The sequence below is a fragment of the Paenibacillus sp. MMS18-CY102 genome, from assembly GCF_009789195.1.
Lineage (GTDB): Bacteria > Bacillota > Bacilli > Paenibacillales > Paenibacillaceae > Paenibacillus_T.
The window spans coordinates 22,083-37,640 of sequence record NZ_WSTC01000015.1 but is presented as its reverse complement, the minus strand read 5'-3'; the positions used below and the strand labels follow the sequence as shown (position 1 = coordinate 37,640).

Sequence of the window (15,558 nt, the reverse complement as noted above, 5' to 3'; positions counted from 1 at the left end):
GTGGGATATGAACAAAGTGTTGATTAACCGTTCATGGTTACTATGCCAGAAACCTAACCCGGCGGCCCGCATGCGGCTGGTGTGCTTTCCGTATGCTGGAGGGAATGCGCGAATCTACGACGCGTGGGCTGCTAATTTGCCAGAGGAGCTCGAACTGCATGTCGTTCAGCTTCCTGGCAGGGGCAATCGTTTCGCTGATCCGCTATGCTCGCATATTTCTGGCATTGTCCCAGTTGTGGCTAAGGAAATTATGGCGATTTCCGACAAGCCTCTCGTATTCTTCGGCCACAGCATGGGCGCATTGCTTGGTTTCGAGACCGCGCGCCAGCTGCTTCGCGAATATGCCAAGCCAATTGGGCATTTGTTCGTATCTGCCTTTAAAGCCCCGCATTTGCCGCGGATGAAAACCGAGCGGTACCGGCTAAGCGATGAGGATTTAATAGAAGAGCTTCGCCATTTTAATGGGACGCCGGAGATTTTGTTGAAGGATAAGGAATTGATGGATATGTTCCTGCCGGTTATGCGGGCGGATCTGGAAGTTTGCGAGACTTATGAATATAGGGACGACAATCCATTGCCGTTTCCGATTACGGCCTTCGGCGGCCTATATGACCAAGGCATTACGCCGAGTGAGCTCAGCGATTGGTATGAACAGACCAGCGAAGCGTTTCAGCTGGAGCTGTTCCAAGGGGACCACTTTATCGTTCATAGCCACCGCAATGAAATGCTGGATTATATGAAAAAATTCGTTAAGCCGATGGGGGTATTTTAATGCCGATTCTGACCGAGTCAGGAACGTTAGCTAACTTGATTGGAGGAAAATGGGTTCATTCCTCTTCACAGGTGAAGGAGCCGGTGTATAACCCAGCGACCGAGGAGATATTGGCGCATGTTCCGCACTCATCGCTCGATGACGTCGATCAGGCTGTTCAAGCAGCGAAGGCGGCATTCGTGACGTGGAGTAAAGTGCCGGTTCCTCGCCGGGCGAGAATTCTTTTTAAATATCAGCAATTGTTGGTGGAAAACTGGGACGAGCTTGCCCGCATGGTAACGCAAGAGAATGGCAAGAGCTACACAGAAGCGCATGGTGAGGTGCTGCGGGGCATTGAATGTGTAGAGTTTGCTTGTGGCGCACCTTCGCTGATGATGGGAAAGCAGCTCCCGGACATTGCAACAAATATGGAATCTGGAATGTACCATTATCCCGTTGGTGTTGTGGGGGGCATTACCCCTTTCAATTTCCCGGTGATGGTGCCTTGCTGGATGTTTCCGCTGGCCATTGCTTGTGGCAATACATTCGTGCTCAAGCCGTCGGAACGCACGCCGATTCTTGCTAACCGATTAGCTGAGCTGTTCATGGAGGCCGGATTGCCAGATGGCGTCCTCAATATCGTGCACGGCACGCGAGATGTCGTGAACGGCCTGCTGGTGCACCCGGACATCCGAGCGATTTCGTTCGTCGGCTCCCAGCCGGTTGCGGAGTTCGTGTATAAGACAGGGGCTGCATATGGCAAAAGGGTGCAAGCGCTAGCTGGCGCCAAGAACCATTCGATCGTGATGCCAGATGCAGACTTGGATATGGCGGTGAACCAAATCGTCACGGCTGCCTTCGGGTCAGCAGGCGAGCGATGCATGGCGATATCCGTCGTCGTTGCTGTCGGGGACATTGCCGACCAATTGGTGGAGAAGCTGGTCGAAGCCGCCGACCGCATTCAAATTGGGAATGGGCTGGACGAAGGCGCATTCCTCGGGCCTGTCATTAGAGAAAGCAATAAAGCGCGTACCGTGAGCTACATTGAAACGGGCGAGAATGAAGGCGCCGACTTGAAGCGGGATGGCAGGCAAGATGCCGAGTCGAAGGGAGATGGCTATTTTATCGGCCCTACGATCTTTGACAACGTGACTTCGGAGATGAAAATCTGGAAGGATGAAATCTTTGCCCCCCTATTGTCGGTCGCGCGCGTGAACACGCTAGAGGAAGCTATCGAGCTGGCGAATCGATCCGATTATGCGAACGGTGCTTGCCTGTTCACGACAAACGGGAGTGAGGTGCGGAAGTTCCGGGAAACGATTGATGCTGGCATGCTCGGTGTGAATGTCGGCGTTCCCGCGCCCATGGCATTTTTCCCATTCTCCGGTTGGAAAAAATCGTTTTACGGCGATTTGCATGTGAACGGGCCAGATGGCGTTGCATTTTATACACGCAAAAAAATGATGACGGCAAGATGGTAGATGGACTCGGGGCCGCAAGGCCCCAACCAATGGTTCGAGAGGAGTGGCGGGCGAGAGCGAAAGCGATGCGAAAATCTATATTATCAAAGGGGATCGATTTATAAACGAGAGACGTTCTAACATTAAAGGAGAATCTTCTAATGAAAAGCCTATTTAATGATTTGAACAACAGCAGCAAACGTTTTTGGGTTGAAGTGGATGACCTGGACTGGAGTGTTTTATCCCAACTCAATCAATGTTACAAGACAGCAAGCACTGGTGCTGGCACAGAAAAGAGTTCGACAGAACCAAGTTCGATCATAATAGAGCAATTTCAGGCGATTTCCTCTGTATTCAGACAAACGATGGAGCCGTTAAGCAAATCGTTGCTAATGCCGCACTTGTTTTTGCTGTTAACGCCTGACGCGCAAGTGATTGATTACGAGGGCACTTCGAATGTGATCGAAAACTTGCATGTGCTCGGCATTCATAAGGGATGCTCGCTTGATGTGAGTGCAGCCGGCATTAATGCTGCTTCACTTTGCCAGAAGATGAACAGGCTCTCCGTCGTGAAAGGAAATGAGCATACGCTGCACAAGTTTTGCAACAACTATGGCTTGTGCGCCCCGATTTACAATCAAGAGACGATCGTAGGCATGCTAGGCTTAACATTCGATCTAGCCTATCAAACGATTTTTGCAATACCTGTGCTTGTACAGGCGATTCAAGGAATTGAGCAGCAATTGAAGCCGAATTCTATCTTAGAGCAGCAGAAAGTTTTTTCAGATTTTGACCAATATAAGCTCACTCCCCGCGAGAAACAAATCGGGTACGAATGGCTGGAAAATAAGACGGTCCAGTACATTTCGGCGAAGCATAAAATCAGTGAGCTAACCGTGAGGACGTTCATTAAACGAATCTATAACAAAGTGAATGTTTGCAGCAAAGGCGATTTCATTCGCAGGTTTTATTTCAATGCTTAATAGAATTGCATGGACAAAGCCTAAACTATTGGAGTGATTGAAATGCTGAATATCCGTATTAGTGGTGATCACGAATGAACTTGCAGCCTAGCTTTTTGTTTCTAGTATTAGCTTCCATTGTGGTTATTCTAGTTTGCTGTAGAGTAGTAGGCCGGTTGTTTGGCATGGTTGGGCAGCCCCAAGTCATTGGCGAGATGGTAGCGGGCATTATACTGGGACCTTTGTTGTTCGGCTCCTTGTTTCCCGGATTTATGTCGCATCTGTACACGCCCGAGGTCAAAAGCGTGCTTTATGCGATCAGCAACATCGGCCTTACGATCTACATGTTCTTAATTGGGCTAGAGCTGGATACCAAAAGTCTAAATCGCGGCCAACTGGTGCGTTCTGGCGTCCTTGCTGCATCTGGCCTGGTGCTGCCGTTCATCTTGGGGATCGTGACGGCACTGTGCCTTTATCAGACCGTGCTTACGACCGATTCGAGCTTGTTGACGGTTAGCTTGTTTTTCGGCGTCGCATTTTCCGTCACGGCATTCCCGGTATTATCGAGGATTTTGGAGGAGAAAGGCCTTCTTCGCACCAAAATGGGCTCGCTCGTCCTGATGGCCGCAAGCTTCGATGACGCGCTGGCATGGTGTTTGCTCGCTATCGTTACATCGCTTGCGACAGCCCAAAGCGCATATGGCGGGCTGGGTTCGCTTGGTTTATGCTTATGCCTTGTGCTTGTCCTGTTCTTCGTCGTACGCCCGATTCTCAAACGGTTGGACCGAAGTCCCGATAATAAGCTGACAGCGGGCCTATTCGCAACGGTCATCATGCTCTTGCTAGCTACGGGGGCTGCTGCTGATTACATCGGCGTTCATTCCGTGTTCGGCGCTTTCCTCCTTGGCCTGTCGATTCCGCGATCAGCTACTTATATGAAGCTGGAAGAAAAGCTGAAGGATATGGTAAACATCCTGTTCGTCCCGATCTTCTTCGCGTATGCTGGCATGAGCATGAATATCAAAAATATTAGTACGGGGCTTCTGATCGCCTTCTCCCTCATTTTCTTCATGGCGGTGTTGGGCAAATACGGCGGCTGTTCATTCACCATGCGGAGAATGGGCTTCTCTTGGCGCGAAGCATCCGCCGCGGGGGGATTAATGAATGCCAAAGGGACGATGGGGCTGATCATCGCCAACATCGGGTTCACCTACGGCATCATTGACCAATCCATGTACTCCCTGTTTGTCTTGCTCGCCGTCATCACATCGGTGATGGCCGTCATCATCTACAACCTGTCGATTGCCGAGAAGGGCGACTCCTACTACTTGTTCTCCAAGCGAGTCGGCTAGCATTATAGGGCGAGGTCTGCTAGAGGCGGGAAGCCGGGGGACGCGCGAATAGGGCAGAAAAATCTGCCCTAACAGGCGAGAAGCCGGGGTAACGCGCGAATAGGGTGGAAAAACCTGCCCTAACAGGCGAGAAGCTGGCTCAACGCGCTAATCGGAGATGCCCCATTAGCAGCTTCGCTCACTTGGCGGGCGAATCGCCACGGATAAGATTAGAAGAAGGGTGTCCCCAGAACGTTGGGGACGCCCTTTTTCCATTTATAAAATAGCTGGATATGCTAACGGACCGAGCGGCCCTTATTCGGTCGCAATCAGCCATATTTGTGCGCTAACGGACCGAGCAGCCGCTATTTGGCCAATATTATCCTCACGAGGCAGCAAAACAGCAAAATAATGGCTGCTGGGTCCGTTACAGTTGCAAAGAGCACTTTTGGAGGGTTATAGCGGCTTCTGGTGTCCGTTAGAAAAGCGGAGTCCATTTTTCTGTATGAAGAAGGGAATATAGCCATTCATTAAGAAGTCATTTAGGGGAAAGTGCGGCGCACGAACACTGATTAATGTAAGCATGAGGCATTCATTTTATAAGGAGGCATTACTTTTGAGTAACCATCCCAATTACAGAATTGCCGTCGAAATCATCATCGTGCACGACGGTAAAATATTGTTAACGAAAAGGGCAGAGGATGCACAAGTTGGGCCAGGGGCATGGTGCGTGCCGTCCGGCAAAGTCAAATATGAAGAAAGGCCAATTGAAGCGTTGTATAGGGAAGCACTGGAAGAAACGAACCTTGAAGTCGAGTTTATAGCAGAACTGGACCAACGCACGTTTAAGGGGAAAAGCACGATCGAAGATATTTACCGGTTAGTCTTCACGTATCTCGTTAAGCCAAAGTTTGATCGGATTGATCGTTTTGCCATTAACGAAGAGCATTCGGAATATGCTTGGGTGACCAAAAAAGAGTTGAGCGACCCTAAATTCGGGACACTCCATCCGACTCTTATGAGGCTGTTGGAGGAAGCGTTTTAAAAGTTGGCGAGCACGGTGCATATTTTCAATAATAATTTTTGCTATTGTGGTAAGCGCGTGTTCGAATGCCCGTCTTAGCCCGGAGAAGGCGAAGGCTAGAGGGGATGTAGTCGTTGATTATGGGGTAATCGGAAACATGGATAAGCTTGACCAGTTTATTGCCAATGTTACGGCCAATACGGCATCCAAGATTCGTGTAACTCGCTATACCATGGAAGGGGATCCGATCTTCATTGATCTGCATTATGATGGCAAGCAACTGCTGGTAAACATCGATTCGTCGTTAGATACGTATGGTGGGGGAATCAACAAGTCAACGTGTACAGGCATCGTGAGGGCAGTGGGAGTAGATGGGGACCACTATAATCTGGTAGGTTGCCAGCCTGCTAACATAGGTGAACTGCTGGTTGTACCAAAGGGGTAACCGATATTATTTCGGAATGCTAATCACGTTAGCGATAGTTGGCGTGTTTTCTATGATACTGCTGTTTTCAAGAAAAATAAGCACGAGCATCATTTCTTACAAAAGTTTACTTCTTATCCATGCCATGTTTTTGTTATTATTTAAATAAACGTCAAGGTTGCCGTATGTTCTCATTATAGCAGCAATCGGCAGAATAGCCCGGTCAAAGAAGGAGAGAGCAACTTGAACAAAATCGCACTAACTACGCTGGCAGCCGCCTTATTTATGGGGACGCTTCTAACCAGCACAGCGGACGCAAAAGCAACGACGTACAAAAATTGCACCGAGCTGAACAAAGTTTATCCAGGCGGTGTAGCACGGGCAGCTAATGTGAAAAATAAAGGCGGCAAAACGAAACTTAAACCGTATGTCTCTAAGGAGCTCTATGACGCCAATAAAAAGAGTGATCGGGACAACGATCTTATCGCTTGCGAAAAATAACAAAGCAAAACCGTAAGGGACGCGCCCTTACGGTTTTTTTCTTTGTCCAGCCTTACGCCGAACGCTTCATTATTATCTCATCGTAATCGCAATCCGCTCTTCCTTCGGCAGCCATTCTACCGTTGCGCCAAGCTGCTCGCTAATGAAGCGAAGCGGCAAATACATCGTCCCATTCACGATAAAAGGCTTATTCGGAAGAGTGACAGGCTTGTTATTAAGCGTCATCTCTCCGGTTGCGCCGTTTACCGAGATCGTCACGGTTGGTTTCCCCTCTGCTGTACGGGTTACGGTTGCGGTTTTGGTCGCACCATCGAAGGTAATCTTTGCGCCTAATTGTTCAAATACGGAGCGAAGCGGGACGAAATTTTGGTTGTTACGCGTCATGACGCCGTTCAACATTGGAACGTTGTCGCCGTTCAAGGAAATTGTGATCGGCTTCTGCACGGGCACCGGCGTCGTATGTTCGAACTCAAAGTCGCCATAGCCTAGCTCGCCATTTTTGTTGACTCCCCAGCCCCAGAGCGAGCCGTCTGATTTTTGCATGATCATATGCCGTCCGCCGTTTCTAATGTCAACAACATCAGTAGCCAGCATCTCGAACTTGGAGTCAGCAGGCATCTCGATTTGATTAATTGAAGCTGTATACACTTTGTTGTCGTCCGTATACGCGATCAAGGACCGCTCGACGACAAACGCTTGTTTTACATGGCTAATGCCCGTCAATGCGATTGGATCGGGGTGGTCGGTAAGGATCGTGCCGTCAGAAAATCCGCTAATGGTCGAACCCCAGAACCATAACTGGCCCTTGTTATCGACTGCGGCAGACGAGTGATAACCATGCGACAGATACGCAATTTGGCTTAGTGACGGGATGGGCGCAGCTGTCGGGATAGGAGGAAGCGGGCCTGTACCCTTAAAGGAAACGGGCCATGTCCAAACAGTGCCGTCTTTTTTGAGCACCGTATTTTGATAAATTTCAAGGACATCGGTCAAGTTGGGAATCGGAGAGAACGATTGTAGATCCTTCGTGGTTTGGATCCAAACGGTGCCGTCCTTTTTCAGGAAAATAAACTTCTTCTCGCTTTGCTGCTCATTGGACACGTAATACTCGCTAACATCGGCAACCTGATCAATGCCTGTAACGGGTTCAAAATTGGTGAGGTCTGGCTGGTACTCGTCTTTGTTCAGTGATTGGAATACGTTGCCGTCAGCGTCTACCGCCAAAGCCGGCATGTAGCCAGCGAGATGTACGATGTTACGAATGCCTTTCACAGGCACCACATTCATAGATGAATTATAAGCATAGGGGTCAATCTGCACGAGCCACACGCTGTGGTCTTTCTTCTGAACGAGATTAAGGCCGAGTGTAGCTGCAACGTCGTTAAGCTCTGGCACTTGCGTCGGGACATGATGGTGGGAGCCCCAGATCCAATAAGAGCCGTCATTCTTGATGAGCGAGGTGCTGTCAAACGAAACGATGGTTGAATCGTCGGGTTTGTTAGCAGAAGCTGCGAAAGCATTGGAGGTTAAGCATAGGCTGAGCGCGAGCGTTAGCAAGAACATCCTGCATTTCATAATGAGAGGTACACTCCTTCACCTAATCGTACTTAGATTTTATAAAGCTGAGAATTAGACGGCATGTCCTGGTAAAATGTTGCATTAGTTACAGTTAATTAACCGTCGCCTTCATAATTGTTTCAAAACATCCGATGACTACCAATAGCAGAACATTCGCATTGGAGGTCGATTAGCATGAAAGGAATATCCCAAGTTAGCGGGCGAATCGCCCGTACTGCCCGAGTGGCGGCGGCTACGGTATTGTTAGCGGCGTTGAGCGCTGGAGCTGTCGGCGATTTGAATTTGGATTCAGGAGCGCTTGGTGGAAAAGGTGGCCAGCTCGCCAGAGGCAACGGCCTAGCAGTTGCGGCGGCAGCAGCTCCCGGCAATGGAGCGGCCACCAAAACGAATGTGAAGATTGAATATGTGGCGAAGCAAGAGACGGTGAAAGCTGGCGCACGGCTTTTTCTTAAGGAGAAATTGACGCTTTCGGACAATGTAGCGGTGAGCTTTACATCGGGGAATCCGGCTGTCGCACGCGTAGAAGCAAATGGGCTGTTAACTGGCGTTGCTGCAGGGAAGACGAACGTGGCCATTACGGTTACAGCGAGCGGATATACCGGCAGGCTGACACTGCCCGTTGTCGTTGCTGCGGCAGCGCCAGTGGCGGCGCCGAAGCGAGCGGCGGTCCGAGTCAGCGTATCAGGCAAAGCCTATACCGTACAAACGGTCACGGTTCCGAAGGGGACGCCGGTTACTGCGGGCATCGCAGGAAGAGCGGTGGGGCAAGTGCAGTCGCTCAAGTCGATGGCGAACAGCTATATGGCGGATGTCGCGGTGAACGGAACCTTTTTCGAAGCATACAAAGGGCCGGCTGATCCTTATGGCACCATCATTGCAGACGGGGACGTCGCGCATGTCGGCAATTATGGCACAACCATTGGCTTCTCAACAGATGGCACGGTGAAGATGGAGGCACTGCGCGTACGCGTGCTGGGCGGAACGGATGGGGAAAATAATTGGTCAGGCAATTGGTACGCCTATTTCATTAATCGGACACCGGTCCAAGGCAGCACTTCTGCGGTGTTATTCACGCCCAAGCGTGGCGCACGCATTGGCTTCGCTTACGGGACTGCGGTTACAGTGAGCGGCGGCATCGTTACGAAGATTGAGAAGAACGTGAATGCAGCTATTCCGAAGAACGGCTTTGTCGTCGTCTTCATGGGCAGTGAAGAGCATCTTGCGGAGCGTTTCACGATTGGCCACGAGGCGCATTATGAGACGGTGCTGCAAGATGCGGATGGGAATAAGGTGGAATGGAGCCGCGTTCACACCGCAATTGGCGCGGGACCGCGACTCGTGCGCAACGGAGCAGTGTCGCTTGACGCAGCAGCTGAGGGCTTTCGCGATGACAAAATTTTGACGTCGGCGGGGGCGCGAAGCGGAATCGGAATCAAGCAGGACGGCTCGATTATTATCGCGACCGTACCGGGCGCAACGATGAAGCAATGGGCGGCGATCATGCAGAAGCTAGGCGCTTACCAAGCGATGAACTTGGATGGCGGCGCCTCCTCAGGTTTATACATGAAAGGCCAGACGATTACAGCAGAGGGCAGGCTGCTAAGCAATGCGCTGCTGTTTGGCAGCAAGTTGCGTTATTAATTGGTTCATTTAAGAATACAAGGCATCCCAGCATCTGGCTTGGGGTGCCTTTTGTTCTCTTGTGGTCCAACAGCGGAGCCTGCCCCTCCTACTTTAGTAGGAGCGAAGTTCAAACTTTAGTTGAATGTTTCCATGCACATTATTCAATCGAAGTGCTGACGACTTTTTGGGCGTGAATTTGTAAAATGAATCCAACATGACTGTGCAGCATCAGAATCGGTTGGCGATGGCATGCGTCGTGGCTGGGGAGATGCTCTAACGGACCCAGGAGACGCTATATGCGGATATTTGGCACTTTTCTAAAGCTAACGGACCCATTGGTCGTTATTTATCAAGTTTGTCATCAATCGGGTGCTCTTTCTGCAGAATAAGGGCCGTGGTGTCCGTTACATTTCCAGCAAGCGCTTTTTTGCCCAAATAGCGTCATCTGGGTCCGTTACAAGTACAAAAGGATGGGGAACAGGATGATTACTCATTTTAACGAACTAAAATTACAAACCGTATCGATCGAGGCTGTTAAACAGTTTTATCATGGCCGATTAGGCTTCACTATAGAATATGAATCCCGGAATGAAATACGGTTTAAGCTAACCGATCACGCTACGATTTCATTCGAAGAGGCATATGAGCCAATATCGCCTGCACATTTTGCTTTTGAGGTGCCGATATCCCAATTTGGAGCCGCCATAAGTTGCCTGCAGGACAAGGGCATTTCGTTTCTTGCGTGGCCAGATGGCAGAGTGATTGATGAGTTCGAGACGGGCAAAAATGTATATTTTAAAGATTGCGACGGCAATTTGGCCGAGCTAATCGCCCACTATTACGTGAATGAGGATGTTATAGCCCCGAGCGGCATCATTCCGATTCTCTATCTCAGGGAGATCGGATTTGCGGTAACGAAGGTGAACACGTTCAGGGAGAAACTAGTACACATACTTGGGCTTCGCTTAGATAAAGTTTTCGATGATTTTACGTTCGCCATTGGCGGAACCGCCCATGCGGTCATCACCTCTACGCAGCGAAGATGGGTGCCAATTAACATGCTGGCCCTGCCGCCCAAAATGATTGTGCATTTAGGCGCATCTACATCCCAATTTATATGTACGGTGCAGGCAAAGCTGGATGGGATGGGCCAACCCTATCATAAACAAAGCGATGATTGCATTGCCTTTAGCATTGACGGGTATCGGTTTCAACTTAGCCGGAAATCGGCTTATTCTGAAGAGACGCTAAGCTTATTAAATTTGCCTTCCTAATGCAACGCATGGGTCCAAAATAAGAAAAAACGGCATCCTAGCGCAAGGCTTCGGTTGCCGTTTGTTTGTGTGCGATCATAGGCCTATGGTTCGTCTTGTACTTCAGGAATGGCGTGTCCGCGGACATCTTCACCGGGGTAATCTCGGTCCATACCGGCATGAAGAGCATGGTTCTCATAATCGAATCGATTCGCGTTCTGCTGATCAATCCGCCAGGGCTGGCTCTTGCTGGCCGTTGCGGGATGCAGGTCAGCCCCATACGGCCCTTCCGGAAATTCTTCAAGATTCAAGTCATTGCGCTGGGACTCTACTGCCGCGAAGTCCGTGTATCGGTTGCGCTTCTCGTCGGTGAACCGGTTCATGACACACCCCTTATATAGACGTAGGCTGGATGAGAGAAATGTTCTGCTCTTCCGCTCTACACATAAGGTTGCCCGAATCAGTCGGTAAAATTCACCGTTCCGACGACAAGTTGGAGAAATTGGTTTAGCTCTTCCGCTTCCTCTTCTGTCAGCTTGAATACATGCTCCAGATAGCCTTCTTCTTCCAAATCATCCGCGCCGATAATAGCTGTTTTTCCAGCCTGCAAATCCGTAACGAGCTTCTTGCCGTAGAAGCGGTTTGTAGTCGTTATGGCAAGGTCAAACCGTTTCATGCTCGGCACGATGAACGTCACAAAACGCGTCGATGTATCCTCTGTGGAGTCGGACATAAAATCATAATCAGGGAGAAGCATGGGATGAAGCCTCCATTTCGGTTATTCATAATGCCCCCATCATATCATTGGCCTAGGCAGGCGGGCAAACAAACGCGATATTTTATAGTTGTGCCTTGTGGAAAATGATGCTATATTTAGGGCAACTGAATGTTTGGGCATGAGGAGGCACCTCTACCGCTTGTTGCGGAGAGGTGCCTCTTTTTTTGCGTTGAGCCGGAAGCCTAATATTCAGTCCATTATGGAGATAAGAGAGGGATGCAGCATGCAAGTTGTATTTATGAATACGTTAGACCGTGTGGACGAGGAGCGCAACGTGAGGGGAGCGCAGGTTTCCATCTGTGAGCATGAGGGATCTTGGATGGTGTTATGGACGGAATCGATAGGTGAGGCTGATCAAGGTGGGGAGGATGTCTTTACCTGGTATGAAGGCACCTCGTGGGAAGAGATGCTTGCCTCATTCCGGCATGGCATAGCTACGAAGCTGGGAGAGGGGTATACGCCGGTCATTGACGGCATGCTTGAAGACAAAAAGGGGCAGCAAGGCGGAATCGTCACCATGATGCAATGTTATGGCGAGCTTCATGCGGATGAAGCTTTATATGAGGAGCTGCGGGAATGGCGGCGCAAGATGGCTGCCCAGCATCGCAAATCGGCTTATATGATCGCGACCAACCGGATGCTCTGGATGATCAGCGCATTCAAGCCGCATGAAGAGAAAGAGCTGGCACAAATCCCGGGATGGGGCGAAGCGAAGCAGAAAGCTTACGCTGAGGAACTGCTCTCGGTCACAGCAAAGTTCGAGCGAGAGACGGCGTTCCCGCTTGATTGGGTAACGCAGGCGCTTGATCCGAAAGTGTTTATGCAATGGCTATACAAGCAGAAGGAGCTGAAGTACAAGGGGCAGATAGCTCGCCATCAGGAGAAACGCCAGATTTTGCAGGCGTTAGCGGAAGGGCGTACCTTGGCCGAGCTGCAAGCTGAGCTAGAGATGTCCCGGCGGCATCTGATTGAACGGTTGGAGCAGCTAGAAACGGAAGGCTACGATATGGCCCCTATCATGCAGAGCGAATTGTCAGAGATGGCTGAAGAGGAGCAGCAATCGGTGCTGCAAGCGTTCGAGGCGGTAGGCGATAAATATCTCAAGCCTGTCTTGCAGCATGTTTACGGCGAAGATGGCATGACTGGCAAACCGCTCGACCAAGCCTATGATCGGATAAGGTTTCTTCGAATGGCTTATCGGCGCAGCAAAAAGCACGAAGCGGTCTAAGCCGCTCTGTGCTTGGGAAGCTGAACTAACCGGCCGCCTCGCCTGATGCATCGGCGGTATCCGCTAAGCGGATGCCGCCATCGGGCCAGATCGGGTCGGCGAATTGAATGCTTGCTCCGCTGTCGCATGCCAATCCCGTCTCATAAGAACGGCTTCCGAGCAACTGCGAGACAGCTTCGCGCAGCTCGAAGGAACGGTTTAATTCTAGCTCCGCCGTTGCTGCTCTAGCTGAATTCGAGATGCTCGTTCCCCGGATCATTTCGAGTGCGGCTGATGTGACTGCACAGCCATCCTCAATCGCCTGGTCCCATAATGTCCATGCACTTGTTGTGTGTAACGTAACACCATCAGAAGGATCCAGCCAAGGATGCTCATTCTCGTTCATCCAATCGTATTTTGGGATATCCCTGCGGAAGGCGAACGGCTCGATTTTGCCGAATGTAAGCAGGCGGCGAATGCCAGTAGGGTCATAGAACACCCGATGTGCGCTGATCATATCTCGTATCGCTTCATTCCAATCTTCCCGCCTAATATCGGATGCTAGTTCCGGGTAGCGCACAGCTACGATGCTCTCGAATGCTTCGAGTAACGTGTCAGGCAATGGGCCTTTCACCGCAATTTCTTTCCACACAGGCGTTTTCCACGTTTCAATCCCACGAAGCTTATGGGCAACGATCGTATCCATTGCGACCTCGAACCGTTGATGGTCCCACTTGCGGAAGCCGGATCGGCTAAATACATAAGGATGAAGATTACGGTCTAATACATGGTGGAGCACAAATCCCAGCGCGTAAGCGGTGGCATGCTGCTCCTCGGCTTGTGAATTGCGGCCGCTCACGGCATCTAGCAGATCCATAAGCACGGGACCGCATTCGCGTTGATGCATAGCCGTCCCCAGCTCGTTCATTATGGTGCTTTTGTGCCATGGAAGAAACCGATGATAGAATAGAAAATCTGGACCTTGGCAGCCCATGTTAAACCACTTGCATGTCATTTCGTCTCTAAGTAAATCTTGTTCCCCGAGACGTTCCAGGATCGTATGTCCGAATAGGAAATGTGCCCAAACGTTCGGCATGATGTTCCTCCCTTAGGTGGGTATAAAGAACCATTCGTCGACAAAATAGTATACTTGTCCTAATGATTTAAGTATAATGGAGACAAATAACGGAAGCACGCGAACGCTGTCGAAAAGGGGCGCTACCTCTACATGAAAGCAGAGTACATCAATCCGTTTTTGGAATCAGCCATTATAGTAATTGAGCAAGTCGCTCAAGTTAAGCCGGCGCCAGGAAAGCCCGGGTTAAAGCAATTCACGCTAGTAGAAAATTACATATTTATTCAAATTGGCATTCATGGTCAAGTATCAGGCAATATCATATTCGGCATTAGCGAGCAGGTTGCGATGAAGATCGTTTCCGCGATGATGGGCGGTTTCACGATTGCATCCATCGACGAGATTGGCCGAAGCGCGATCTCGGAACTAGGCAATATGATAAGCGGCAATGCGAGCACGTTGCTGTACAATCAAGGCGTGCATGTCGACATTACGCCGCCGATTGTCGTGAATTCGCCGGATGTGTCGTTGGTAATGGCGAAAACGTTAACGATTCCGCTCATTATGGAAGGGCTCGGCGAGTTAGACATCCAATTCTTAATCGCATCGTAACACGAAAAGGGCTCCCGCGGGAGCCTTTTTCTATGAAAGATGAGAAAGGATTAATGTTTGATTCACAGTTCTCATCGAATGGACGGCAGGGAAAGCCGTCTTTTTTTTGCGTGTCATAGAGGGATGAAGTACACTAGTAGCAGGTGATGCGACAATGATAAACGGGAAAAAAATCGTCATAACGGGTGCCTCTAGCGGACTCGGGCTGCTGGCCGCAGTGAAGCTCATTGAACAGGGTGCGACAGTTGCGCTAACAGGGCGCAATTTGTCGAAGCTTCAGCAAGCGGCATCACAGCTGCCTGGAGGGCAGAAACGTTATAAGCTGTACGCACTTGATGTGACGGATTCGAATCAAACGGCTAGTGTGTTGGCTCAGGTCTGGGAGGATCTGGGGGGCGTTGATGTGCTCGTGAACAATGCAGGCTTTGGCTTGTTCGAGCGTCTTGTTGACGCGCCGCTTGAGCATTTTGAACAGATGATGGATACGAACTATATGGGGGCCGTCCGTTGTACGAAAGCCGTGCTGCCGCTTATGCTTCAGCGAGGAAACGGACAAATTGTTAATATCGCCTCCATTGCAGGCAAGATCGGAACGCCTAAGTCGACAGGCTATACGGCGTCTAAGCATGCGATGCTCGGTTTTACGAACGCGCTTCGGCAGGAGCTGCAGGGCACGGGCATCGTTGTATCGGCTGTTAACCCTGGACCGTTCGATACGCCATTCTTTCAGATTGCGGATCCAGATGGCTCATATGTGAGCAATGTGAAGGGATTCATGATGAAGCCTGAACGTGTAGCGGATGCTGTCGTACGCGTAATTGGCCGCCAGAAGGCGGAAATTGATTTGCCAGGCTGGGCGTCGATGGGCGCGAAGCTGTATCAGTTATTTCCCAGATTGTCTGACAAAGTGGCAGGCCGCTGGTTGAATAAGAAGTAGTATAGGAACGGACAAGAAGGACTACGGATAATGGAAAGAGGA

The 15,558-nt window shown here is 50.2% G+C and carries 16 protein-coding genes; 12 read left to right on the top strand and 4 right to left on the bottom strand.

Translation table 11 applies throughout. The features are described from left to right. The first annotated feature begins 7 nt into the window (after positions 1-7). The 7 genes from GON22_RS12765 to GON22_RS12735 all read left to right on the top strand — a co-directional run bounded on the left by GON22_RS12765 (position 8) and on the right by GON22_RS12735 (position 6,453). Positions 8-772 carry a thioesterase II family protein gene (locus GON22_RS12765; protein ID WP_160396485.1) on the top strand — a complete coding sequence of 255 codons (765 nt, stop codon included), beginning with the start codon at positions 8-10 and terminating at the stop codon, positions 770-772. Then, positions 772-2,232 carry a CoA-acylating methylmalonate-semialdehyde dehydrogenase gene (locus GON22_RS12760; protein WP_160396484.1) on the top strand — a complete coding sequence of 487 codons (1,461 nt, stop codon included), beginning with the start codon at positions 772-774 and terminating at the stop codon, positions 2,230-2,232. The genes GON22_RS12765 and GON22_RS12760 overlap by 1 nt, the downstream gene beginning before the upstream one ends. Before the next feature lie 140 nt (positions 2,233-2,372). Continuing rightward, positions 2,373-3,194, top strand: coding sequence for a helix-turn-helix transcriptional regulator (locus GON22_RS12755; RefSeq protein ID WP_160396483.1), 822 nt, complete (start codon positions 2,373-2,375; stop codon positions 3,192-3,194). A gap of 74 nt (positions 3,195-3,268) precedes the next feature. After that, a complete protein-coding gene (locus GON22_RS12750) occupies positions 3,269-4,525 on the top strand; it encodes a cation:proton antiporter (protein ID WP_160396482.1) in 1,257 nt (418 codons plus the stop codon). Positions 4,526-5,120: 595 nt separating this feature from the next. Continuing rightward, positions 5,121-5,549, top strand: coding sequence for an NUDIX hydrolase (locus GON22_RS12745; RefSeq protein ID WP_202113219.1), 429 nt, complete (start codon positions 5,121-5,123; stop codon positions 5,547-5,549). A gap of 46 nt (positions 5,550-5,595) precedes the next feature. Then, on the top strand, positions 5,596-5,973 hold the full coding sequence (locus tag GON22_RS12740; protein WP_160396480.1) for a DUF4362 domain-containing protein: 378 nt from the start codon (positions 5,596-5,598) through the stop codon (positions 5,971-5,973). Between the two features lie 264 nt (positions 5,974-6,237). Beyond that, entirely contained in the window at positions 6,238-6,453 is a 216-nt protein-coding gene (locus GON22_RS12735) for an excalibur calcium-binding domain-containing protein (protein WP_237179143.1), read from the top strand. A 72-nt stretch (positions 6,454-6,525) separates the two neighbouring features. On the opposite strand, the gene GON22_RS12730 is transcribed toward GON22_RS12735, so the two are convergent. After that, complete coding sequence (locus tag GON22_RS12730; protein ID WP_160396478.1) at positions 6,526-8,028, bottom strand: stalk domain-containing protein; 1,503 nt, start codon at positions 8,026-8,028, stop codon at positions 6,526-6,528. A gap of 177 nt (positions 8,029-8,205) precedes the next feature. Here GON22_RS12730 and GON22_RS12725 point away from each other — a divergent pair, with 177 nt between their 5' ends. Both GON22_RS12725 and GON22_RS12720 read left to right on the top strand, forming a co-directional pair. Further along, positions 8,206-9,672 (top strand): phosphodiester glycosidase family protein, encoded by a 1,467-nt coding sequence (locus tag GON22_RS12725; RefSeq protein ID WP_160396477.1) that lies wholly within the window; start codon positions 8,206-8,208, stop codon positions 9,670-9,672. Positions 9,673-10,136: 464 nt separating this feature from the next. Continuing rightward, a complete protein-coding gene (locus GON22_RS12720; protein WP_160396476.1) occupies positions 10,137-10,928 on the top strand; it encodes a VOC family protein in 792 nt (263 codons plus the stop codon). Between the two features lie 83 nt (positions 10,929-11,011). Here GON22_RS12720 and GON22_RS12715 read toward each other — a convergent pair whose 3' ends face one another. Further along, positions 11,012-11,290: a hypothetical protein gene (locus tag GON22_RS12715; protein WP_160396475.1), complete on the bottom strand. Its 279-nt coding sequence runs from the start codon at positions 11,288-11,290 to the stop codon at positions 11,012-11,014. Positions 11,291-11,367: 77 nt separating this feature from the next. Then, positions 11,368-11,664 carry a DUF3055 domain-containing protein gene (locus tag GON22_RS12710; protein WP_160396474.1) on the bottom strand — a complete coding sequence of 99 codons (297 nt, stop codon included), beginning with the start codon at positions 11,662-11,664 and terminating at the stop codon, positions 11,368-11,370. Positions 11,665-11,908: 244 nt separating this feature from the next. Between GON22_RS12710 and GON22_RS12705 the strand changes: the two genes are divergently transcribed. Then, a complete protein-coding gene (locus GON22_RS12705) occupies positions 11,909-12,913 on the top strand; it encodes an HRDC domain-containing protein (RefSeq protein WP_160396473.1) in 1,005 nt (334 codons plus the stop codon). Positions 12,914-12,938: 25 nt separating this feature from the next. Here GON22_RS12705 and GON22_RS12700 read toward each other — a convergent pair whose 3' ends face one another. Further along, positions 12,939-13,988, bottom strand: coding sequence for a zinc dependent phospholipase C family protein (locus GON22_RS12700; RefSeq protein WP_160396472.1), 1,050 nt, complete (start codon positions 13,986-13,988; stop codon positions 12,939-12,941). A gap of 132 nt (positions 13,989-14,120) precedes the next feature. Here GON22_RS12700 and GON22_RS12695 point away from each other — a divergent pair, with 132 nt between their 5' ends. Continuing rightward, positions 14,121-14,579: a chemotaxis protein CheX gene (locus tag GON22_RS12695; protein WP_160396471.1), complete on the top strand. Its 459-nt coding sequence runs from the start codon at positions 14,121-14,123 to the stop codon at positions 14,577-14,579. 154 nt (positions 14,580-14,733) lie between these two features. Next, a complete protein-coding gene (locus GON22_RS12690) occupies positions 14,734-15,516 on the top strand; it encodes an SDR family NAD(P)-dependent oxidoreductase (RefSeq protein WP_160396470.1) in 783 nt (260 codons plus the stop codon). Positions 15,517-15,558: the final 42 nt, after the last annotated feature.

Bases quoted from the DNA above. Each gene is read 5' to 3' on its own strand.
- GON22_RS12765 (WP_160396485.1), top strand. From the start codon at position 8: ATGAACAAAGTGTTGATTAACCGTTCATGGTTACTATGCCAGAAACCT.
- GON22_RS12760 (WP_160396484.1), top strand. From the start codon at position 772: ATGCCGATTCTGACCGAGTCAGGAACGTTAGCTAACTTGATTGGAGGA.
- GON22_RS12755 (WP_160396483.1), top strand. From the start codon at position 2,373: ATGAAAAGCCTATTTAATGATTTGAACAACAGCAGCAAACGTTTTTGG.
- GON22_RS12750 (WP_160396482.1), top strand. From the start codon at position 3,269: ATGAACTTGCAGCCTAGCTTTTTGTTTCTAGTATTAGCTTCCATTGTG.
- GON22_RS12735 (WP_237179143.1), top strand. From the start codon at position 6,238: ATGGGGACGCTTCTAACCAGCACAGCGGACGCAAAAGCAACGACGTAC.
- GON22_RS12730 (WP_160396478.1), bottom strand. From the start codon at position 8,028: ATGAAATGCAGGATGTTCTTGCTAACGCTCGCGCTCAGCCTATGCTTA.
- GON22_RS12725 (WP_160396477.1), top strand. From the start codon at position 8,206: ATGAAAGGAATATCCCAAGTTAGCGGGCGAATCGCCCGTACTGCCCGA.
- GON22_RS12720 (WP_160396476.1), top strand. From the start codon at position 10,137: ATGATTACTCATTTTAACGAACTAAAATTACAAACCGTATCGATCGAG.
- GON22_RS12715 (WP_160396475.1), bottom strand. From the start codon at position 11,290: ATGAACCGGTTCACCGACGAGAAGCGCAACCGATACACGGACTTCGCG.
- GON22_RS12710 (WP_160396474.1), bottom strand. From the start codon at position 11,664: ATGCTTCTCCCTGATTATGATTTTATGTCCGACTCCACAGAGGATACA.
- GON22_RS12705 (WP_160396473.1), top strand. From the start codon at position 11,909: ATGCAAGTTGTATTTATGAATACGTTAGACCGTGTGGACGAGGAGCGC.
- GON22_RS12700 (WP_160396472.1), bottom strand. From the start codon at position 13,988: ATGCCGAACGTTTGGGCACATTTCCTATTCGGACATACGATCCTGGAA.
- GON22_RS12695 (WP_160396471.1), top strand. From the start codon at position 14,121: ATGAAAGCAGAGTACATCAATCCGTTTTTGGAATCAGCCATTATAGTA.
- GON22_RS12690 (WP_160396470.1), top strand. From the start codon at position 14,734: ATGATAAACGGGAAAAAAATCGTCATAACGGGTGCCTCTAGCGGACTC.